Consider the following 22,596-nt stretch of genomic DNA (forward strand, 5'->3'; position numbering starts at 1 on the left):
TTTATAAGAGAGGATGAGTATATGGTGCAATTGAAGGAACTTGCGAACGAGCGTTTTTCTGCCTCGATCTGTATTGATTCATTTAATGAGCGAATCCGTTTGGATGACTATAGCGGCAGGGTGCGGGATGTGATTCAGTCGGTTCTTCAGGAAGCGGCGGACTGTAAGGCTTCTAAGGTCATTGTGAAAGTCAGGCGTGAGCATATGCGTCTTTTTTTAGAAAAAGGCTTTCGGCTTGAAGGTGTGTTTTCTCATTATTTTCTTGGAAGTGATGCGTACGGCATGTCGCTCTTTCTGACGGAGAGTCGAATGAACAGCCCGTATTGGCTGAAGGAAGATGAAATTGTTGCGTCTATTCAAGAAAAGCCTCTCAAAAAAGATCAAGGCACGTGGCAGGATGAGTATGTGATGAGGAAAGCGGATACGCAGGATATTCACAAGCTGGCAAAGCTCTATGATACCGTTTTTGAAACGTATCCTACGCCAATGAATGAGCCAGATTACATCCAAAAGGTGATGGAGGAAGGGACGGTTTTTTATGCCGTTGAACATGACGGGCATATTGTGAGTGCAGCATCTGCTGAAATCAATGCGCCGTATGGTCATGCGGAATTAACAGATTGTGCAACCCTTCCATCATATAGAAAACTAGGATTCATGCATCATTTGATTCTAGCACTCGAAAAGGAACTTCAATCCATGCACATTTATGTCTTTTATTCTCTTGCACGTGCACTGTCCTATGGAATGAATCAAGTGTTTTATCAGCTCGGGTATACGTATACCGGCCGTTTTCAAAACAACTGCTATATTTTTGACAAAATTGAAGATATGAATCTATGGGTCAAAACGCCGAATGAATCATGAAATGGTTCTCATCTGATCAAGCAGACCAGATAGGCGGTACGCCATGATACTGAGCTGCAGCTTCATCCGATCATCCGTGGATTTGAGGCTGCAGCCTGTTCTCGTTTCAATTTGTTTCAGCCGGTAGCTTAATGTATGTCTGTGAATAAACAATTCTCCCGCAGATTTTTGAATATTTTCATTGTGGGCCAAATACACTTCGAGTGTATGGATCAGGTCTGCTCCCTGTTTTTTCGTATAAAGCAAAGGACTTAACAGCTCCACGTAAAAGTCATGCAAATTCATCCCCGCTTCATTCATTTCAAGAAGCATCCCGTATAAGCCAAGCTTCTGATAATGAATGATGCATTCGTCTGTCTTTAAAAGCGGAAGAAGCCTTGCTGCATACTGCGCTTCTTTCGCGCTTTTTGCAAAGAGACCGATCTGGTCATAGGCTCTCCCAATGCCAATCACGATCGGATGGACGGGAAAAAAATAAGACCAAGTGCTCCGGCACTCTTCTGCTGCGCGATACCACTCCGTTTCTTGAAACGCTTTTTTTCCTGCGGGGGTAAGAACAAAAATGGAATCGAGCCTTGTCTTAAGTAAAAAAGGAATATGTCTGCGTTCAAATATCGACGTGAGCAATTGAGATAGGCGCTGCATCATTTGGTGATCGAGCTGTGTGTGCTGATGCTGAAATTGAAAGTAGATGACCACCTGCTCATCGCTCATATCATATTGCAGCTTAGTTGCTTGTTCGATGACATAGCTTTCTTCTGTATATTGCTGCTGCAAAATATCATCTAACAAATGACCTTGCATTTGGTTTTCTGTATCTTGAATGGCTTTTTGCTTCAGCCATTCAATCGCATACACGGCTCCGGCATGCTCGATGGCAATCGCGTCGAGATGATGCCACGCATCCTTTCTCTTCAAAGATACAATAAACCCGAAAATATCACCCATCGCAATCACCGGACATGCAGCAAGGACAAACGCACCGCATGTGTCATAAACGAGCCGTCCTTTCTCCTCAGCCTGCTTGAGAAGAGGTGTCGTTTCAATTGGTTCACGATCTGTCAGAAAGCCAAAAGCAGGAGAGTACGTCACTTCATCTTTGATGAGATGAGCTGCTGTTTGATGTAAAAAAACATCAAGCACAACAATGTTTGCCGAAGTGAGATGTGCCAGCTCATCTGTAATTTGTGTGACATTTTTATTGCTGACATTTAAATGAGTCAGTCTTTGGTGAATGGCTGAAGAATATTTAAGCTGGTGGAGCTGGCTGCTGACGATTTGCTCTAGAACGGCTTTTGTAATGTCTGAGAAGTTGACATGTGAAGGAATCTCGATGAGTGGAATGCCGCTGTTTTTGGCAGCTTCAATCAGTGATGCAGGAATTTCCGTTAAGTACACGCCTTTATAAATGGCAATGGCGGATAGACGATCAGATTGAATCAGTTCTTCAAGCCGGGCGCGCCTTTCCCTATTGTCTGCAAGCCCAAAGCCGGTTGTGACAAGCAGCTCTCCTTCTGAAAGCCTTGAAGTATCTTCGATAATTTCCACGATGGTCACCCACTGAATGAGGCGATCCAGTCCATTTTCTCCAGCAAGCAGCTTTGTTTCCTTCATGATATCGAGCGAGAGTGCATCTTTGACGAGAATCGCCATAGACTCATGACCTCCTTTTGAACACTCTTATACACGATGTATAAAAAATACGTGTGAAATTCGGGCATGTGGCGAATGGAGGATGACTGCCCTCTTGATTAAGCTAATCTTATAACAAGTATACAAAATTTTCTTGCGATTCATGAAAAAAGAAAGATGCAGCTGCTGACGAGAGAGGGAGGAATGACAAAGTGGAGACCCGGGATTACTTAATCAAACCAATGTTGAATCAGCATTATCCTGTGGCTGTGAAAGGAGAGGGGATTTATTTATATGATCGGGACGGGAAAAAATATTTAGACGGCTCATCTGGTGCTGTCACGGCAAGTATTGGACATGGCATAAGAGACATCATTGATGCCATGACAGAGCAAGCGGAAAAGGTGAGCTTTACGTACAGATCACAATTCACAAATGAACCAGCGGAAGAACTTGCCTATGAATTGAGTACGCTCTGCCCAGGGAACCTGAACTGGTCTTTTTTTGTCGGAAGCGGATCAGAGGCTACAGAAACCGCCATGAAAATTGCCATTCAGCATTGGCAGGAGCGGGGAAAGGCTGAAAAGAATCACATCATCTCAAGATGGATGAGTTATCACGGCATCACACTTGGTGCGCTGTCGATGTCAGGACATATTGCAAGGAGAGAGCGCTTTGAACCACTGCTCGAAAAACACCCGGTGCTGTCTCCGCCATACAGCTACCGTTCATGGCTGCCAAAGGAAGAAAGCAAACAGGTCGAATGGTATGTCCAGGAATTTAAAACCGTCATTCAGCGTATAGGAAAAGAGAGGATTGCGGCTTTTATTGCAGAGCCGATTGTTGGAGCAGCGGGCGCGGCACTTGTACCGCCAGATGGATATTTTGAGGCAATGAAGCGTGTCTGTGAGGAAAACGATATTTTAATGATTGCAGATGAAGTCATGACAGGCTTTGGACGAACTGGGAAAATGTTTGCTATGGAACATTGGGGCGTCGTCCCAGACATTATGGTGCTTGGAAAAGGCATGAGTGCCGGCTATTCACCGATTGCGGCAGCTGTCTCAGCGGATCATGTGATTGCACCAATTCTCAGCGGTTCGGGCTCTGTGATGGCAGGCCACACATATAGCGGCAATCCGCTTTCAGCAGCCGTCTCACTGGCTGTCATTCGATATATGAAAAAACACCAGCTTCCAGAACGAGCTGATCTGTCTGGCCGATATTTAATGAATGCTTTAAAGGATTTGCAAACAAACCATTCCATCATAGGAGATGTGAGAGGAAAGGGACTGCTTATTGGCATTGAGTTTGTCGCAGACCGATTATCGAAAACACCATTTCCTGCCCATGCTCAAATGACACATTTAGTTGTGGAGACGGCCAAACAGAATGGTTTGCTTGTTTACCCAGCAAGCGCTGGAGAGGATGGCGTAGGAGGTGCAGCAATCATGATCGCACCGCCGCTTTCCATCGCGCAGCAGGAGATGGATGAACTCATTCATTTATTCGGGCAGACAATGACGCAAGTTGAACAAGAAGTCATCAATCGAGGGTTTTTCCCATCTGCGATGTAGGGAGGAAAGAGGATGAACAAAACAGCGAGTCTTGATGAAGTGATCACACATTTTAAGGACGGGATGACCATCATGTTTGGCGGGTTTGGCGGTGTGGGGTCACCGCCATCATTGATCGATGCCATCCTAGAAGCCAATATCAAAGACCTGACATTGATCGGAAACGATGCAGGCTTCCCGCAAATCGGTGTTGGCAGGCTGATCACAGAAGGAAGGGTGAAGAAAATCATTGCTTCACATATTGGCTCTAATCCAATTGCCGGGCAGAAAATGCAGGCGGGTACACTAGACGTTCTTTTTTACCCGCAGGGCATCCTAGCGGAAAAGATTCGGGCAGGCGGAATGGGTTTAGCGGGCATTGTGACAGATGTCGGCATGGATAGCCTCAATCTTGATGAGAAACAATTGGTTCCGCTAGGTGGAAAGCAGTATATTCTTGAGCCTGCGCTGACTGCGGATATTGCGATTGTGAATGCCCTCAAAGCAGATGAAGCAGGGAACCTGATTTTTGATAAAAGTGCTCGGAATACCAACCCGATTGTGGCGATGGCAGGAGACTGGACCATTGCAGAAGTAGAAGAGATTGTGCCTGTGGGCAGGCTTCATCCAGAGGAAATTGTGACGCCAGGCGTATTTGTGAACCAGATCGTGCAATCAAAAGGAGTGAACTGGACATGGGCATGGGAGACATCGATTTAAGACACCGCATAGCCAAACGTGCGGCACAGGAAATTGAAGATGGGATGATCGTCAATCTTGGGATCGGCATCCCAACCCTTGCAGCTGAATACATCCCACCACATTACGAGGTGTGGCTGCATGCAGAAAACGGCATTATGGGAGCAGGCGCTTCACCAGCACGAGGGGATGAAGATCCGAATTTGTGCAATGCCGGAGGTTTCCCTATTACATTAACAAAAGGCGGCTCATATATGGACAGCACAACCGCTTTTGGCATCATTCGCAAAGGGATGCTGGACATGACGATTTTAGGTGCACTTGAAGTCAGCAGTCAGGGGGATCTTGCGAATTGGATTGTACCGGGTAAACGAGTACCGGGTATGGGCGGAGCGATTGAACTCGCGCAAAAAGCGAAAAAGGTAGTGGTCGTGATGAGCCACCTTGATAAACACGGACAATCTAAGATAAAAGCCGCCTGCACGCTACCTTTAACAGCTAAGTCTTGTGTGGATCTGATTATTACAGATATGGCAGTCATTGAGGTCAAATCACAGCTGCTCATTTTGCGTGAAGTCATGCCGCCGTTTCAGCCGGAAGATGTCATGAGGGCGACAGAGGCGCCGCTCATTTTAGCGCCTGATGTCAAATCTGTTGTGTAGAAAGGATGACTGACTTGCAGCCAACCACACGTATCAGAAACTGGATGAAAGAGCATAAGGAGGAAGCCGTAACGCTTCTTCAGCAAATGGTGCAATGTGACAGCACACAAGGAAATGAGCAAGAAGTACAGCAAATCGTAGCAAATAAACTTTCTGCCATTGGCTTTGATGTTGACGTATGGGACATTGGCGGAGATGACTTGCTGAACCATCCGTATTTTTATTCCCCGAGGCGTTCTTTTAAAGGAAGTCCTAATGTCGCCGGACGATTGAAAGGAAAAGGCGGCGGCAAATCTATTTTATTAAATGGGCATGTGGATGTTGTCCCAGCAGGAGATCACAAACAATGGACATATCCGCCCTACAGCGGGCATATCATAAACGGGAGACTTTATGGACGCGGGGCAACAGATATGAAAGGTGGAAACGTTTCTTTACTCTTTGCACTTGAGGCACTGCATGCACTTCAGATTCCGCTGAAGGGAGATGTCGTGTTTCATAGTGTTGTTGAAGAAGAGAGCGGCGGTGCAGGCACCCTTGCAGCCATACAGAGAGGATATACAGCAGATGCAGCCATCATTCCAGAGCCAAGTCATATGAAAATCTTTCCGATTCAGCAAGGATCTAAATGGTTCAGACTGCATATTAAAGGAAGGGCTGCTCATGGAGGAACAAGATATCACGGCGTTTCTGCTATTGAAAAGAGTACGATTGTCCTTTCACATATAGCAGCACTAGAAGAAGAAAGAAATCAGCGAATCACGGAGCCGCTGTTTCAGCATATCCCAATTCCGATTCCGATCAATATCGGGAAAATTCAAGGCGGTGATTGGCCATCCTCTGTAGCAGACCTTGTCACAATGGAAGGCAGGCTCGGGGTGATGCCGGGTGAAACGGTAGAACAGGCAGAGAAGGAACTAGAAAATTGGATGGCAGAACTCGGAGAAAAAGATGAATGGTTCCAAGAGCATCCTGTTGAGGTCGAATGGTTTGGTGCAAGATGGCTTCCGGGTTCAATCGATACGGATCATCCGCTTTTAGGTTTATTGAAGGAACAATATGAAGCGGTCATGAAGCAGCCGCCGAAGATCGAAGCCGCCCCTTGGGGAACTGACGGCGGATTACTGTCACAGGCAGCAGGTATTCCCATTATCGTGTTTGGACCTGGAACAACAGAGCTCGCCCATTTTCCGAATGAATCTATCGACATTGAGCATGTGATAGAAGCAGCAGAAATTATTGCAGGGACAATGGTCGAATGGTGTGAAGCAGCGGAATGAGATGAAAATGATCACAAAAAAGAAGGCTGCCTTACTCAGCCTTCTCTTTATGTGTGTCCTGCTGCTCACACATATATGTCACTGGACAAAAACGAAGAATGCCAGATCCTAGTTTCATACCGCCAAACATGATGCTAAAAAGAAGCATTTTACTCCATGGTTTTCTAGCATATAAGGATCCAGCTACAGTACATATTGTCATTCCGCAGGCAATTCTAATGAGCGCTTCCATTAAGCCGAGATTAGGTTTCATTGAAGGTGAATCTCCTTTTTTAAATTATTTTAAGTGTGATTTCAAGAAATTGTAACGTTTCATTAATGCGTAACGTGGTTCGTTATGTTACGATAGGGCTAATACAAATGAAGGAGAGTATGTGAATGTCCGAACGTACTTTTAATTGGAGAAATAATGACATCCGCACACAAATCGATGTAGTCGACTCAAAAATAGTTCCAACACTCCTTTTAACGAATGGACTCGTGCTTAACCCGTTTTTGAAGCAATGGGTGAAGGCAAATATTTGGATACATGATGATCGAATTGTTTATGTCGGAGCAGAGCTTCCTCAAAATAAATCAGCTAAACGTGTGATTGATTGTGAAGGGAAATACATTGTGCCTGGGTATATAGAGCCTCACGCGCACCCGTTCCATATTTATAATCCCCAATCACTTGCAGAATATGTGTCTCAATTTGGCACAACAACAATGGTCAGCGATAACTTATTTCTTCTTTTGCAAAGCAATGAAAAGAAAGCGCTTTCCACTCTATGTGAATTAAAAAAGCAGCCATTTCAGTATTTCTGGTGGTCCAGATACGATCTTCAAACGGAAGTCAGATATGAAGATGAGATGCTGCCAGTCAACTACCGGAAGGAATGGATTGATCATCCTGACGTCCTTCAAGGCGGCGAATTAACAAGCTGGCCAAGATTGATGGACGGTGATGATCTCATTTTATATTGCATGCAAGAAACGAAGAAGCAGAGAAAACGAATTGAAGGGCATTTCCCCGGAGCTTCTGAGAAAACGCTAACAAAAATGAAGCTGTTTGGCGCGGACAGTGATCATGAAGCGATGAATGCGGACGATGTGTTAAAACGCTTGTCCCTTGGCTATCATGTTTCATTGCGGCATTCTTCCATCCGCCCAGATTTAGTGAATATTTTAAGAGAATTGCATGAGCGTGATTTTAGACACTATGACCACTTTTTCTATACAACAGATGGTGCTGCTCCTCACTTTTATGAGGAAGGCATGATTAACCGCTTGATTTCGATTGCCCTTGAAGAAGGCGTGCCGATCATTGATGCGTATAATATGGCGACATTTAACATTGCAAAATACCATCAAATTGATGACTTATTAGGCGTTGTCGGTCCTGGACGGCTGGCTTCTTTGAATATTTTAGATGATCCAATGAACCCAAATCCTGAAACGGTCATATCTAAAGGGGTTATCCTCAAATTAGATGGCGAGAACCAGCATCAATTCCAAGAAACAAAATGGGAAAATGGCGGGCTTCTTCCATTAGATTTGGGGTATGATCTGACGATGAGTGATTTGCAATTCTCTATGCCGCTAGGTGTGAAGATGAGAAATGCCGTCATCATGGAGCCTTATACAGTGGAAATTGATAACTCAATCAACCAGCTGTCATGTGATCATGATCAAAGCTTCTTTAGCCTGATTGACCGAAAAGGCGAGTGGCGTGTGAATACGATGCTAAAAGGATTCGCAAACAAAGTGCAAGGCTTTGTCAGCTCATTTTCGCTCACGGGTGACATTTTAGTAATCGGGAAAAATAAAGACGATATGATGCTGGCACATAAGCGGATGAAAGAAATTGGCGGGGGAATCGTCCTCACAGAGAACGGGAAAATACTGCATGAAATCCCGCTGCAATTATCAGGCTGTGCATCGGCTGAACCATTTGAGACTGTTCTTCAGCAGGAACAAACATTACGCGAGCTGCTCATTGAGCGCGGCTATCCATTTGACTGCCCAATTGATACACTTGTCTTTTTCCAAAGTACACATTTGCCGTATATTCGAGTGACACCAAGAGGAATATTTGATGTCATGAAAAAAACTGTACTCTTTCCGTCTATAATGCGTTAAAATATAACAGAGTGGAGCTGTATCATCTTTGCCGCATTTCTGACTGCTGTTATAGGGCAGAAGTGAGCTATGGTTCTCTTCACTGCCATGTAAGTGATCATGATCTTATGTGGAGCTGTTGACAAAGCAGAGGGCTTTGACATGACGAATGAAGTACTCTAATTGTAAAATGATTCTGTCGGTTACGCTGACCGGCCAACATATTTTGAATGATCGAGCAAGGCGGGGCGCATATTTGTGGGTCTCGCTGAGCTTTCCGCAAAGTCTATATATTAGGGCAGAAGACCTAACCAAGCAGAAGTCATCTTTATACAGGAAGCAAACAAGTTTGTCAGATTGTCATACAAGGAAAATGACAGAACTTGTCGAATTTGTTTACGATAAAGAAGCTTCGGCTTACGAAAGAACCTGACGGCATTTTCAGCGTAGAACCAAACCTGTCATGATCTGTTCAAAGCTCATTGCTGAGGTTTTAAAAAAATTAGTCAGGAAAGATACCGCTTTCTTAGAAGAAGATCGTGCGAAGCGGTGTGGCAATAGTAAAGGAGAAGATGTATTAAGATGCAAATTGATAAATTAAGGGGCAAAAGCTTAGATCAGTTATTCAACTCCATCTTATCCCTTAAAGACCTGGAAGAATGTTATCGATTCTTTGATGATTTGTGTACCATCAATGAAATTCAATCTTTATCACAGCGTCTTGAAGTAGCACGTATGCTTCGCGAGGGGAACACGTATCATAAAATTGAGACGGAAACAGGTGCAAGCACTGCAACCATCTCACGTGTCAAACGCTGCTTAAACTACGGCAACGATGCCTATACGATGGCACTTGACCGCGTAGCCGAACAGCAGGAAAATAACGAAACAAAATAAAGCAGCTTTCACTGTAAACAATCCTTTTCACGAAAAATGGACTTGTTTGCAGTTTTTTTATGAAAAGCGGGCAGGGACTGATAAATTGTCCCTGTTTTTTTAATTTAGCTCGCCCATAAATCATCTTTCTCCCTCATAGGAGATGCTATCTTCGTTTGAGATGATTTTCTTAAACTCTACTGTTTGCTAACTTTATACGAAAATGTCAATAAAAAAAGGCGCGTTTCCGCACCTTTTCAAGCTAGACAGATGGCTGTGTGCCTGAGAACATCGGCACTTCGCTTGTCTCGCCATTCTCTTGTCTAAAAATAATATGTTTTTCATTAAAATGAATAGGCGATTCTATTCCCGCAGCTGCGGATAAGTTAAATAAACCTTCTCTAAGAGACAGGATATAATTGCACACTCGGTATTTTTTTTCTTCAATCGATAAACCCTTTTGCAGCTTTGGATCAGTTGTGGCGACCCCGACTGGGCATTTATTCGTGTGGCAGACTTGGGCGCGAATGCATCCGACTGAAAACATGAGACCTCTAGCAATATTCACAAAGTCAGCTCCCATTGAAAGGGCAATCGCAATTTTATCAGGCGAGAGAAGCTTGCCAGAAGCAAAGAGCTTCACCTGATCTCTGACACCGTATTCTTTCAAAATTTGATGAACCATAGGGAGTGCCGTGAAAATTGGCAGCCCTGCGGAATCCGCCAATTCATGAAAGGATGCCCCTGTACCGCCTTCTCCGCCATCAACTGTAATGAAATCAGGGTGTTTCCCGCTTGTTTTCATATAGCTGGCAAGCTCTTCAATATTTTCTTTATGTCCGACAACAAGTTTGATTCCAACTGGCTTTCCGCCTATACTCCGCAGCTCCTCAATGAAATCAAACATGTCAGGAATGGAGTGGAACATCTCAAAGCGGTTTGGGCTGTCAATGGATTGGTGAGGCGGTAATTTACGGATATTCGCAATTTCTTCCGTTACTTTTTCGCCGTCAATATGACCGCCGCGTGTTTTTGCTCCTTGTGCCAGCTTGAGTTCAAAGGCTTTGACTTCCTCGTGCTCGCTTTTTTTCTTGAATTCTTCAAAGGAAAATGCGCCATCCTCTGTTCTAACGCCAAATAAACCGGGCCCAATCTGACAAATGATATCTGCGCCGCCTTTGAGGTGATAAGGAGAAAGCCCGCCTTCACCTGTGTTCATCCACGTACCGCCGGCCATTTTTAATCCTGAGGATAGAGCGGTAATGGCCCTGTCGCCTAAGGAGCCGTAGCTCATAGCGGATTGACCGATCAGTCCTTTCACATGGAAAGGCTTTTGACATGTGTGTTCGCCAATGACTTGTACATCCTCTTGATGGAGAAAATAAGGATTTGCTTCGACTTCTTTGAAATGTTCACTTCTTCGCAGTAAATTGTCTTGATCAATTTGATACACTTTCGTTTTGATTTTTTCAGATTGATCGATTCGTAGTTCATCTCGCTGCTTTGGAAACAGGACGTTTCGAATGTAATAGCCTGGCTTGTCAAAATCACGTTTTGATCCAAAGCCCATCGTCCGGCTTTTGTACTTTCCTGACATGACCGCCTGCTCGTATTCTCTTCTTGAGAAGGGCAGCTCCTCTCGGTCATTCAGAAACAGATATTGGCGAAGCTCAGGTCCTATTTTTTCGAAGATAAACCGCAGCTTTCCAATGACCGGATAATTTCGCAGAACTGAATGTTCTTCTTGTTTTTCATCCCTCATCCAAATCCAGATCAATAGAATGATTGGGATGATCAAAAAAATGATTAGCAATGTGCCGATGATCATTAAGGTTGTGGTCATGAAGATCCCCTCTTTTCTCTTTCATTGCTGTTGTTATTCCACTTTTCATAAAAAGAGAAACCACATCAACATATTGTGACGTTTAGAAATGAAAAGGCGGGGTAACTTACAAATAAGATCATAAGGGGAGGGAACATACATGAATAAGCGTCCAAATGCGTATGTACTTGCAGGATTAGGGGTTGGAGGAGCTGTGTTATTAGCGGTAAAAAATAAACAGCATCTGAAAAAATGGGCAAGCATGTTCCGGTCAGATGAAAAGGTTCCTGAAAAAGCCGGCCACCCAGATCCATTAGATATCCAAGACAACAAGATGGTCGACGAAGGGGCCATGACATCCGTCCATTATTTTAATGAAGCGAGACAATAGTTTGAAAAAAAACCGTTTTGAAAGATCAAAACGGTTTTTTTCTTGTGATGTTATATCGAAGAGGATCGACAATGGTAAAACCGATCAGCCTTTTTTGATCAGGTGTCGAGAATTGGAATTCAACGCCTGACAGATGATAGGTTGAGAGAACTTCCTGATCCGTCAAACGTAAAGAAAGATGATCCTCATAAACCGGAGCGTTCCGCAGCACTTCGGATTCTTCTGCAAATAACTCCAATCCAGCCACTCGGTCCTCTTTATCGATATCTACATTGATACATTCATTGACATCTAATTCAATGGTTTCTTTGATTTTCAAACGCTCCGATTGCGGGGTGATATAGATGTATCCGATATCTATACTTTGTTCATATGTAATTGTTCTTTTCAAAAGAGTCACCTCTGTTCAATAGATCTTTTTTATATCTATAGTAAAATATTCCTTTATTGTATAATAGCATGTGACAAAGTGCCAAAATATCAACCTCTTTCAGCTCCTCTCCAAGTCGATTTTTTCATCTATTCTCCAGCCATTTTATCTAAAGTCACAATCGCTCATTTTCAAAAGAATGAAACTTTTAGCTGAAGGAGGTTACCCATTTTTTGCGGTCACTGATTTTGTTATAATATTTAAATGGAATGAAACGAATGGAGGAACGTTTTTCATGTATGATGTTACCGAGTGGAAGCATGTCTTTAAACTCGATCCAAATAAAGAAATCTCCGATGAACAGCTAGAAGCGATTTGCGAATCTGGGACGGATGCCATATTGATTGGCGGCAGTGACAATGTGACAGAGGACAATGTGCTTCAATTGATGTCAAAGGTCCGCCGGTTTCTAGTTCCTTGTGTGCTCGAAATCTCAACACATGAGATGATTGTGCCGGGCTTCGATCTGTATTTCATCCCGACCGTTTTAAACAGCTCTCATCCTGACTGGATTGTTGGGCTTCATAAGGACGCGATGAAGGAATTCGGTGATTTGATGTCAATGGAAGAGATTGTGCCTGAAGGCTATGTCATCTTAAATGAAGATTGTAAAGCGGCCAAGCTCACAGAGGCAAATACAGCGCTGGATATCGATGACGTCAGGGCATATGCAAGAGTGGCAGAGCATTTGATGAAGCTGCCCATTTTTTATCTGGAATACAGCGGAACGCTTGGAGACATAGAGCTTGTCAAAGAAACAAAAGCAGTGCTTGATGAAACAGTTCTTTTTTATGGCGGCGGCATCGAGAACGCTAAGCAGGCAAAAGACTTCTCCCAGCATGCAGACGTCGTGGTTGTAGGAAACGTCATTTATGACAATTTCAAAGAAGCATTAAAGACAGTGGATGCAGTCAAAAAGTCATCATAGTCAAATAAGATGAAACGGGTTAAAATAGAACATAAGTTCGAATTGGCGGTGAATGGAATGAATGAAATATCGAATCATCTATTAGAAGGGCTGAATGACGCGCAGAGGGAAGCGGTCAAAGCAACAGACGGGCCTTTGCTGTTGATGGCAGGAGCAGGAAGCGGGAAGACACGGGTGCTCACACATCGAATTGCCTACTTAATGGCAGAAAAGCATGTGGCGCCATGGAACATTTTAGCAATTACATTTACAAATAAAGCAGCACGTGAAATGCGTGAACGTGTCCAGGCTATTTTAGGGCCTGGCGCAGATGACATCTGGATCTCTACGTTCCACAGCATGTGTGTCCGTATTTTAAGACGCGATATTGACCGCATTGGTGTGAATCGCAATTTCTCTATTTTAGACACATCTGACCAGCTTTCAGTCATTAAAAACATTTTAAAAGAACGGAATATCGATCCTAAAAAGTTCGATCCACGCAGCATTTTAGGGTCGATCAGCAGTGCAAAAAACGAACTCATTGACGCAGAGGAATACGCCAAAACAGCCGGTGATTTCTATGATCAAGTGGTCAGCGATGTCTATACAGATTATCAAAAGCGTTTGCTCAAAAACCAATCACTCGACTTTGATGATTTAATTATGATGACGATTCGTCTATTTGAGCGCATCCCTGAAGTTTTAGAGCACTATCAGCGGAAATTCCAATACATTCATGTGGATGAGTATCAAGATACGAACAGAGCGCAGTACATGCTTGTGAAACTGCTCGCGCAGCGTTTTCAAAATATATGTGTTGTCGGTGACTCGGATCAGTCTATTTATCGCTGGCGCGGAGCGGATATTACAAACATTCTCTCCTTTGAAAAAGATTATCCATCCAGTGAAGTGATTCTGCTTGAGCAAAATTACAGATCGACGAAACGCATTTTGCATGCTGCAAATACGGTGATTCAAAACAATGCAAACCGAAAGCCAAAAAATCTTTGGACAGAAAATGATGAAGGCGCGAAGATAGCCTATTACCGTGCAGATAATGAATTCGGTGAGGGACAATTTGTCGCAGGAAAGATTCGTCAGCTTCATCAAAGCGGAAAGCGTAAATTATCCGATTTTGCGATCCTTTACCGCACAAATGCCCAGTCTCGTGTCATAGAGGAAACGTTAATGAAAGCCAACATTCAATACAACATTGTCGGCGGCACGAAGTTCTATGACAGAAAAGAGATCAAGGACATCTTGGCATACTTACGCCTAGTGGCAAACCCAGATGACGATATTAGTTTTGCACGAATTGTCAACGTACCAAAGCGCGGAATCGGTGCGACATCTGTTGATAAAATTGCAGCATATGCGGAGATGAATGATCTGTCTATGTTTGAAGCACTTGGTCAGGTGGATTTCATTGGACTGAGTGCACGAGCAGCCAATGCGCTTGATGAGTTCAAACAGCTCATTGATCAAATGACGAACATGCAGGATTATTTATCTGTAACAGAATTAACAGAAGAAATTTTAGAGAAAACAGGCTATCGTGAAGCGCTTAAGCTTGAAAAAACGATTGAAGCACAAAGCCGCTTAGAAAATATTGACGAGTTTTTATCCGTCACGAAGAACTTTGAAGAACAAAATGAAGACAAGTCACTTGTGACCTTCCTGACAGATCTTGCCCTCGTCGCAGATATTGATAAGCTGGATGAAAATGAAGAAGAAGATCAGGATGCTGTCATCTTAATGACACTTCACGCCGCAAAAGGTTTGGAATTCCCTGTTGTTTTCTTAATGGGAATGGAGGAGGGTGTCTTCCCGCACAGCCGTTCATTAATGGAAGATGCAGAGATGGAAGAAGAGCGCCGCCTCGCTTATGTAGGCATCACACGGGCTGAAGAAGAGCTTTATTTATCAAGTGCGAAAATGAGAACACTTTTCGGCCGGACGAACATGAACCTTGAATCAAGATTTATTCGAGAAATACCAGCCGATTTATTGGACAACCTAAATGAGAAAAAAGAAACAAAAACACCGTTTGGCCAAACAAGAGAAAGACCGCAAAGACGGGGACCTGTCTCACGTCCGCAAACACAAACCATTCAAAACACAGGCGGTGGCAGTATTGGCTGGGCTGTGGGCGATAAAGCGGCCCATAAAAAATGGGGCGTTGGTACGGTTGTGAGTGTGAAAGGCAGCGGAGACAGCACAGAGCTTGATATTGCGTTCCCAAGCCCTACAGGCATTAAGCGTCTTCTCGCAGCATTTGCACCAATCGAGAAGCAATAAACTGATAGGACTGACAAAACGGATGAATTGAAAGGAAGAAGCAGATGGATAAAGAAGCAGCGAAACGCCGGATCGAGGAACTGCACCAGATTTTGAATCAATACAACTACGAATATCATACACTTGATCGTCCAAGTGTTCCTGACGCTGAATATGATGCGCGGATGCGTGAGCTGATCTCTTTGGAGGAAGAGCACCCTGACTTAAAAGCAGCGGATTCTCCTTCACAAAGAGTGGGCGGTGCTGTTTTAGACGCCTTTCAAAAAGTGCGTCACGGCACACCAATGCTCAGCCTTGGGAATGCGTTTAATGAACAGGACCTTCTTGATTTTGACCGCCGGGTTCGTCAAGCAGTCGGTGACGATATCGCATACAATGTCGAGCTGAAAATTGATGGACTCGCTGTTTCTCTCCGTTATGAAAATGGCGTGTTTGTCCGAGGAGCGACGCGCGGCGATGGAACAACGGGTGAGGATATTACTGAAAATCTCAAAACGATTCGTTCCATCCCGCTTAAAATCAAACGCCCTCTGTCGATTGAAGTGAGAGGCGAGGCATTTATGCCAAAACCTTCTTTTGAAGCATTAAATGAAAAAAGAATACAAAACGAAGAAGAGCCGTTTGCAAACCCGCGTAATGCGGCTGCAGGTTCACTTCGTCAGCTTGATACGAAAATTGCAGCGAAACGAAACCTTGATATATTCGTCTACAGTATAGCGGAGCTTGATGAAATTGGTGTTGAAACGCAAAGTGCAGGACTTGATTTTCTCGACGAACTTGGCTTTAAAACAAACAAAGAAAGAAGAATGTGCCAAACGATCGAAGAAGTCATCGACCTCATTGAAACATTAAAAATAAAGCGTGCCGATTTTTCATATGAAATCGATGGAATCGTTATTAAAGTCGATTCACTCGCTCAGCAGGAAGAACTCGGCTTCACGGCAAAAAACCCGCGCTGGGCGGTTGCGTATAAGTTTCCGGCTGAAGAGGTCGTAACGAAGCTACTTGATATTGAACTAAGTGTCGGACGTACAGGCGTGATTACACCAACAGCGATTCTTGAGCCTGTCAAAGTCGCAGGGACGACAGTGCAGCGTGCATCTCTTCATAATGAAGATTTGATCAAAGAAAAGGATATTCGCTATTTTGATCAAGTGATTGTGAAAAAAGCCGGGGATATTATTCCTGAAGTCGCAGGTGTCCTTGTTGATCAGCGTACAGGCGAAGAAAAGCCGTTTCACATGCCAACTGAATGTCCAGAGTGTCATAGTGAGCTGGTGCGAATCGAAGGCGAAGTGGCCTTGCGATGCATCAACCCAGAATGTCCTGCCCAAATACGTGAGGGGCTCATTCACTTCGTTTCTCGTAATGCAATGAATATTGATGGACTTGGCGAGCGGGTCATTACTCAGCTCTTCAAGGAACAGCTCGTTTCTCGTGTGTCCGACCTTTATCGATTAACGAAAGAAGAGCTCATTCAGCTTGAACGAATGGGCGAAAAATCTGTCGACAATTTACTGCGTTCAATTGAACAATCGAAAGAAAACTCTCTTGAGCGTTTACTATTTGGACTCGGTATTCGATTTATTGGTTCAAAAGCGGCAAAGACCTTGGCGATGCATTTCGAAAACATCGATCAATTAAAGCAAGCGACGAAAGAACACTTACTTGAAGTCGACGAAATCGGTGAAAAAATGGCTGATGCCGTCGTCACGTACTTTGAGAAAGAAGAAATACTCGATCTGCTGAACGAACTAAAAGAGCTCGGAGTCAATATGACCTACACAGGGCCAAAGCCGGTAAAAGCAGAAGAAAGTGATTCCTACTTTGCAGGAAAAACCATTGTGCTGACAGGAAAATTAGAAGAAATGGCTCGAAACGATGCAAAAGCAGCGATCGAAGCATTAGGCGGAAAGCTGGCAGGCAGTGTGAGTAAAAAAACAGATCTAGTCATTGCCGGAGAAGCAGCGGGAAGTAAGCTGACAAAGGCAGAAGAACTCAATATTGAAATTTGGGACGAAGCTAAAATGCTCGAGGAGCTAAAGAAATAAGAGGAGTGTTTTCTATTGAAAAAGTTGTTATTGCTGCTGACAATGCTCACACTGGTATTGTCAGCGTGTGCACCTTTTGGGGGAAAGGAAGAGGAAGAGGTCACACAAAAAACGGATGAAACGAAGGAAACAAAGGAAACAGCCATCATCCCGATGTACAATATCTCAGACTCCTATTACAAAATGGTGCTGCCGTTTAAACAAGGAGCTGCTAGAGGTCTAACAGCGGAGCGTCTCAATACACGCTTGGACATTGATGAATTTGAAACAGGACTCATGCGCCTTGCAACAGAGTCATTTAATACAAACGACTATCTATTCCAAGAAGGACAGCATTTAGATGAGGACACCGTTCTCAGCTGGCTGGCGCGCAAAAAAACAGGCAGTGATCTGAAAAAGGCAGAAAAAGAAGATAAAGACTTTAAGAATCTAGGCTTAAATCCTGCTCTTCCAAACTCAGGTTCAACAAAGTCTAAAAATGAAAATAGTCCAATTTACTTAGCTTCAATGCTAGAGCATAATTACTTAATTCGAAAAGACAAAAACAGCTTACAGCTTGGCGGAGTTGTCATTGGTCTTGCGCTGAACTCGGTTTATTATTACCGTGAAAAGATCGGTGACCCGCAGCAAGAGGTGACCATCGATTCATCGAAAAATTCAAAGAAACTTTTGGCAGAGGGTGAAAAAATCGCTGAACAAGTGATCAAGCGAATTCGTCAAATGGACGGACTGCAAAAAGTGCCTGTCATGATTGCCCTTTATAAGCAAGCACCAAAATCATCTATCGTTCCAGGTAACTTTATCGCCAAAACAGATGTGAAAGCAGGCTCCGCTGATATCGGAAATTGGGATACGATCAAAGAGGAGAATGTATTCTTCCCTTCAGATAGTGCGAAAAGCACCTACAAAGATGATTCAGAGCGATTTGACCGCTTCAAGACAAAGGTAGAAGATTACTTCCCGAATTACACTGGTGTTGTAGGAAAAGGCTTTTACAAAAACGGCAACCTGCAAAAAATGAAAATCGAAATTCCAATGCAGTTCTATGGAAAAACGGAAGTCGTAGCCTTCACACAATATTTAACCGGAGAAGTCATGGATTACTACAAGAGTACCAATATTGAAATCAACATCACATCTTCTGATCAACAAGAAGCCCTGATCACGAAAAATGCTGAGGACAAAGAACCGACTGTTCATATATATGACTAAATAAGAGGGATTTCCAAACTCTTGTCAAAATATTAGTAGAAACCAAGAAGAAAGGCAGGTATGTTGATGCTCGTATAATGCTGATTACCGTCAAGAACATTTAAAAAGACGATAAAAGGAGAATCAGCATGCATAAAGAAGTAAAAGCACGATACGATGAACAGAAAGTCTTAAAGAAAGCGGCTCACTTGTATGACTTTCAGCTTGACCAAGTGACATTTCTAGCCGATGCAGAAAATTATGTGTATGAATATAAGGCAATGAATGGGGAGAATTATATATTAAAAATCACCCATACCATTCGTCGCTCACCCACATATATTTTAGGAGAAATGGACTGGCTTCGATTCCTGTCTCATCATGGTATTTCCGTAGCAAAGCCGATTTCATCAGCAAGAGGAAAAGACGTTGAAACCATTCCTGATCAAGCCGGAGGCGCATTTTTACTCCGTGTGTATGAAAAAGCACCGGGGAGAAAAGTGAATGAAGGAGATTGGAATGGGAAGCTGTTTGAAGCGTTAGGGTCCTATACAGGACGAATGCATCAAATAACAAAACAATATCAAGTAAAAGATCCTCTCTATAAGCGTCAAGAGTGGTATGAAGAGGAGCAATTAAAGCTTGATCAATATATTCCATCTGATCAAACGGTTGTGCTTCGAAGAAAAGATGAACTGATGCAAAAGCTTCACCAGCTCCGAATTTCGAAGGATGTGTATGGACTGGTGCATGCCGATTTGCATCACGGGAACTTTCATTATCATCAAGGAGAGATTATCGCATTCGATTTTGATGATATTGGATACCACTGGTTTATCAATGATATTAGTATTTTGCTATACAATGTTCTTTGGTATCCAGTGATTCCATATGATGATAAAGCTGAATTTACGGCAGAATTTATGAGTCATTTTCTAAAAGGCTATCGACAGGAGAATGAGCTTGATGACGCGTGGCTGGCAACAATCCCTGATTTTCTCATGCTGCGTCATATGCTTATTTATGGGCTTTTACATCAAGCATTTGATCTCCAAACATTGACTTCTGACGAAAAAGCCATGCTGTCATGTTTTCGAAAGGAAATTGAGCAAAAAACACCCATTACTCCTTTTGACTTTCAACAGCTGGCACGATAAAAGAAACCCCTTGCTGTGTTAAACAGCAAGGGGTTTTTTTATAACTACACCGTATCACACTTCACGCCAACGACGCCTTCTAGATCTTTAATATCAAAGTACACATCGGTTGTATAGCGGTCTTTATGCACACGTACGCGTACTTCCATGATCGGATAGTCTTTTTCTTTTAAATCATCAATTCGTACAGAATGAATGCGAATATTGAGGGCTTTCATTTCTTTTAAAATATCGGTCATACGGTTTCGATCAGAAAGAGACATTCTGATGCGGATTTCTTTTTCCTGCAGGCGAATCGGTCCGATCCGCTGGAAGAGCCATGGCAGGAATTCGACACTAATCAGAATAAAGAAAAGACTGAGGAAGGCCTCTTTATAAAATCCTGCACCGGTTGCAACCCCAAGTCCTGCTGCTCCCCAGATCATCGCAGAAGTCGTGAGACCTGAGATGACATCATTGCTTTTTCGAAGAATCACACCTGCTCCAATAAAACCAACACCAGATATAATTTGCGCCGGTAACCTGAGTGGGTCCATTTGAAGCTTAGAGACTCGAGGGAAATTGTAGGCTGCATCAATGCTGATGATGGTTAAGACGCAGGAGCTGACAGCAATGACAATACACGTTTTTAAGCCGAGGGGCTTTTTCTTCAGCTCTCGTTCAAGCCCGATAATCAGCCCGATTAAGGTGGCCACGGCTAATTTTAAGACTGTATCCCATTCAATTGTCCAAAACATGCGTATCGCTCCTTTCACTTCATGTACGTTTCACAACATGTATATGATCTTCTCACAGCCCATATGGCTGCACAACTCTTATTTTATTCAGTTTCTGAAGAAAGAAAAGCTTTTTATTTTATTTAAAAAGAGAGTCATCCGCATAGGGCAGATGACTCTTCAATTCTTTATTTTGTTTCTTCCTCAAGATGATCTTCCATTTTGTGAAATAGCTGTTTTGATGCTTTTGACGGCTTACTTGTCAATAAGCTGACAATAATGGCAGCTAATCCACTTAGCGTAAAGCCTGGAATCATTTCATAAATACCTGTGGCATGGTTGAGACCTGTCGTAATCCATGTCAGAACCACAACTGCACCAACGATCATCCCAACTAGGGCACCATGATGATTCATTCGTTTCCAGTATAGGCAAAGCAAGATGACTGGACCGAATGAAGAACCAAATCCTGCCCATGCATAACCGACAAGATCAAGAATGGTGTCACTTGGGTTAAGTGAAAGGCATAAGGCAATCACAGCGACAACGAGTACAGACATCCGGCCAATCATGACAAGCTCTTTGTCTGAAGCTGTTTTTCTAAAGAACGTTCTGTATAAATCCTCTGTCATTGCACTTGCTGTGACAAGCAGCTGAGACGAAATTGAACTCATAATCGCAGCTAAAATCGCAGAAAGTAAAAATCCAGTGATATATGGATGGAACAATACTTTAGAAAAGACGATAAAGATGGTTTCAGGGTCAGCAAGGTTCATGCCCGTTTCATGAACATAGGCAACACCCACTAAACCGACAGACAGTGATCCAATCACTGAAATAATCATCCAGCTCATTCCGATTCGGCGTGCTGGTTTTAAATCTTTTACAGACGTAATGGCCATAAAGCGCACGATAATATGCGGCTGTCCAAAGTAACCTAGTCCCCAAGCGAGGAAGGAAATAATGCCAATGACGCTCGTTCCTCTAAAAATATCTAGCAATTTAGGATCAATCTGTTGAATATCTTGGAATGTAGCAACAGGTCCGCCTAATTGTGTAAAGGCAACGATCGGCACGAGCACTAATGCTAAAAACATGATAGCCCCTTGGACAAAGTCCGTTAAGCTCACTGCCAAAAATCCGCCGAACAATGTATACAAAATGACAATACTTGATGTTAAGATCAGTCCAAACATGTAGTTAGCACCGAATGCTGACTCAAATAAACGTCCGCCTGATACCATCCCAGACGATGTATACAGCGTAAAGAAAATTAAAATGATGACGGCTGACACAGCTTTTAATAAAGCAGATGATCCTTTGAATCGTTTATCAAAGAAATCAGGAATCGTAATCGCATCATCCGCAATTTCTGTATAAGAACGTAAACGAGGTGCAAGAATGAGGTAGTTCAAGTAAGCACCAACGATTAAACCAATTGCAAGCCAGGCTGTCGATAAACCTGTTTTATACATTTCACCTGGCACACCCATCAGCATCCATCCGCTCATATCCGCAGCACCTGCTGAAAGGGCTGTAACGAATGGACCAAGCCCGCGTCCGCCAAGCATATAATCATTTAAATCATGTGTTTTCCTGAATGCATACCAGCCAATGGCAAGCATCCCGATAAAATAAATAGATAAGGAAATTGTAACTTCAATACTCATTTTGTGTTCTCACCTTTTTCGTATTAATTTGACATCACCTCAATCAAAATATACAGAAGTGCGATGGCAGCTTTTTTGTTTGACTGTCCCGCTCACTGCTATGGTTACTTAACCTAACAGAGTATTCCCAAGTGATCAACCTGCCTAAACCTCTTCATTTTGAAGAAAAAATGTACCGATCGATGATAAGAATCAATATGTAAGCGATTACAAAAATAATCAAAAGTAAAAATTTTCTGAAAAATAAAAAGTCACCTGATGAATATTTCTTTTATCGATTTGATCATA

General features: G+C 43.2%; 19 protein-coding genes. 13 read left to right on the forward strand and 6 right to left on the reverse strand.

Annotated elements, in window-relative coordinates; all coding sequences use genetic code 11:
• Positions 1-21: 21 nt before the first annotated feature.
• Positions 22-867, forward strand: coding sequence for a putative beta-lysine N-acetyltransferase (gene ablB, locus ACN6NB_RS03110; RefSeq protein ID WP_126681388.1), 846 nt, complete (start codon positions 22-24; stop codon positions 865-867).
• On the opposite strand, the gene ACN6NB_RS03115 is transcribed toward ablB, so the two are convergent.
• Positions 862-2,520: a PucR family transcriptional regulator gene (locus ACN6NB_RS03115; RefSeq protein WP_474253229.1), complete on the reverse strand. Its 1,659-nt coding sequence runs from the start codon at positions 2,518-2,520 to the stop codon at positions 862-864. The genes ablB and ACN6NB_RS03115 overlap by 6 nt on opposite strands.
• A 191-nt stretch (positions 2,521-2,711) precedes the next feature.
• Here ACN6NB_RS03115 and ACN6NB_RS03120 point away from each other — a divergent pair, with 191 nt between their 5' ends.
• The 4 genes from ACN6NB_RS03120 to ACN6NB_RS03135 are packed head-to-tail and all read left to right on the forward strand — an operon-like array spanning position 2,712 to position 6,696.
• Positions 2,712-4,076: an aspartate aminotransferase family protein gene (locus ACN6NB_RS03120; RefSeq protein ID WP_341040085.1), complete on the forward strand. Its 1,365-nt coding sequence runs from the start codon at positions 2,712-2,714 to the stop codon at positions 4,074-4,076.
• Between the two features lie 12 nt (positions 4,077-4,088).
• Complete coding sequence (locus ACN6NB_RS03125) at positions 4,089-4,775, forward strand: CoA transferase subunit A (protein ID WP_058837843.1); 687 nt, start codon at positions 4,089-4,091, stop codon at positions 4,773-4,775.
• Positions 4,751-5,416: a 3-oxoacid CoA-transferase subunit B gene (locus ACN6NB_RS03130; protein ID WP_474253230.1), complete on the forward strand. Its 666-nt coding sequence runs from the start codon at positions 4,751-4,753 to the stop codon at positions 5,414-5,416. The genes ACN6NB_RS03125 and ACN6NB_RS03130 overlap by 25 nt, the downstream gene beginning before the upstream one ends.
• A 14-nt stretch (positions 5,417-5,430) precedes the next feature.
• Positions 5,431-6,696, forward strand: coding sequence for a peptidase (locus ACN6NB_RS03135; protein WP_144464302.1), 1,266 nt, complete (start codon positions 5,431-5,433; stop codon positions 6,694-6,696).
• Positions 6,697-6,727: 31 nt separating this feature from the next.
• Here the strand turns inward: ACN6NB_RS03135 and ACN6NB_RS03140 are convergent, their stop codons facing one another.
• On the reverse strand, positions 6,728-6,949 hold the full coding sequence (locus tag ACN6NB_RS03140; protein WP_024426689.1) for a YgaP family membrane protein: 222 nt from the start codon (positions 6,947-6,949) through the stop codon (positions 6,728-6,730).
• A 125-nt stretch (positions 6,950-7,074) separates the two neighbouring features.
• Here ACN6NB_RS03140 and ACN6NB_RS03145 point away from each other — a divergent pair, with 125 nt between their 5' ends.
• Together ACN6NB_RS03145 and ACN6NB_RS03150 are read left to right on the forward strand one after the other, a co-directional pair.
• Positions 7,075-8,817 carry an adenine deaminase C-terminal domain-containing protein gene (locus tag ACN6NB_RS03145; protein ID WP_041087099.1) on the forward strand — a complete coding sequence of 581 codons (1,743 nt, stop codon included), beginning with the start codon at positions 7,075-7,077 and terminating at the stop codon, positions 8,815-8,817.
• A 561-nt stretch (positions 8,818-9,378) separates the two neighbouring features.
• Positions 9,379-9,693, forward strand: coding sequence for a YerC/YecD family TrpR-related protein (locus ACN6NB_RS03150; protein WP_024424524.1), 315 nt, complete (start codon positions 9,379-9,381; stop codon positions 9,691-9,693).
• A 241-nt stretch (positions 9,694-9,934) separates the two neighbouring features.
• Here ACN6NB_RS03150 and ACN6NB_RS03155 read toward each other — a convergent pair whose 3' ends face one another.
• Entirely contained in the window at positions 9,935-11,515 is a 1,581-nt protein-coding gene (locus ACN6NB_RS03155) for an FMN-binding glutamate synthase family protein (protein ID WP_058837840.1), read from the reverse strand.
• Positions 11,516-11,654: 139 nt separating this feature from the next.
• Between ACN6NB_RS03155 and ACN6NB_RS03160 the strand changes: the two genes are divergently transcribed.
• Positions 11,655-11,885, forward strand: coding sequence for a hypothetical protein (locus ACN6NB_RS03160; RefSeq protein WP_039176971.1), 231 nt, complete (start codon positions 11,655-11,657; stop codon positions 11,883-11,885).
• A 25-nt stretch (positions 11,886-11,910) separates the two neighbouring features.
• On the opposite strand, the gene ACN6NB_RS03165 is transcribed toward ACN6NB_RS03160, so the two are convergent.
• A complete protein-coding gene (locus ACN6NB_RS03165; RefSeq protein ID WP_126681382.1) occupies positions 11,911-12,276 on the reverse strand; it encodes a DUF2283 domain-containing protein in 366 nt (121 codons plus the stop codon).
• Between the two features lie 274 nt (positions 12,277-12,550).
• Between ACN6NB_RS03165 and pcrB the strand changes: the two genes are divergently transcribed.
• From pcrB to ACN6NB_RS03190, 5 genes are all read left to right on the forward strand, one after another.
• Positions 12,551-13,243: a heptaprenylglyceryl phosphate synthase gene (pcrB, locus tag ACN6NB_RS03170; RefSeq protein ID WP_047204235.1), complete on the forward strand. Its 693-nt coding sequence runs from the start codon at positions 12,551-12,553 to the stop codon at positions 13,241-13,243.
• A gap of 57 nt (positions 13,244-13,300) precedes the next feature.
• Positions 13,301-15,523: a DNA helicase PcrA gene (gene pcrA, locus ACN6NB_RS03175; protein ID WP_047204234.1), complete on the forward strand. Its 2,223-nt coding sequence runs from the start codon at positions 13,301-13,303 to the stop codon at positions 15,521-15,523.
• A 44-nt stretch (positions 15,524-15,567) separates the two neighbouring features.
• Positions 15,568-17,574 carry an NAD-dependent DNA ligase LigA gene (gene ligA / locus ACN6NB_RS03180; RefSeq protein WP_474253231.1) on the forward strand — a complete coding sequence of 669 codons (2,007 nt, stop codon included), beginning with the start codon at positions 15,568-15,570 and terminating at the stop codon, positions 17,572-17,574.
• Between the two features lie 15 nt (positions 17,575-17,589).
• Positions 17,590-18,786: a CamS family sex pheromone protein gene (locus ACN6NB_RS03185; protein ID WP_474253232.1), complete on the forward strand. Its 1,197-nt coding sequence runs from the start codon at positions 17,590-17,592 to the stop codon at positions 18,784-18,786.
• A 128-nt stretch (positions 18,787-18,914) separates the two neighbouring features.
• Positions 18,915-19,922 carry a phosphotransferase enzyme family protein gene (locus tag ACN6NB_RS03190; protein WP_064497688.1) on the forward strand — a complete coding sequence of 336 codons (1,008 nt, stop codon included), beginning with the start codon at positions 18,915-18,917 and terminating at the stop codon, positions 19,920-19,922.
• 44 nt (positions 19,923-19,966) lie between these two features.
• Here ACN6NB_RS03190 and ACN6NB_RS03195 read toward each other — a convergent pair whose 3' ends face one another.
• Positions 19,967-20,659: an MgtC/SapB family protein gene (locus ACN6NB_RS03195; protein WP_024424547.1), complete on the reverse strand. Its 693-nt coding sequence runs from the start codon at positions 20,657-20,659 to the stop codon at positions 19,967-19,969.
• Positions 20,660-20,826: 167 nt separating this feature from the next.
• Positions 20,827-22,308 carry a sodium/proline symporter PutP gene (gene putP, locus ACN6NB_RS03200; RefSeq protein WP_144495419.1) on the reverse strand — a complete coding sequence of 494 codons (1,482 nt, stop codon included), beginning with the start codon at positions 22,306-22,308 and terminating at the stop codon, positions 20,827-20,829.
• Between the last annotated feature and the right edge of the window lie 288 nt (positions 22,309-22,596).

It is taken from the genome of Bacillus sp. 11B20 (assembly GCF_056098985.1).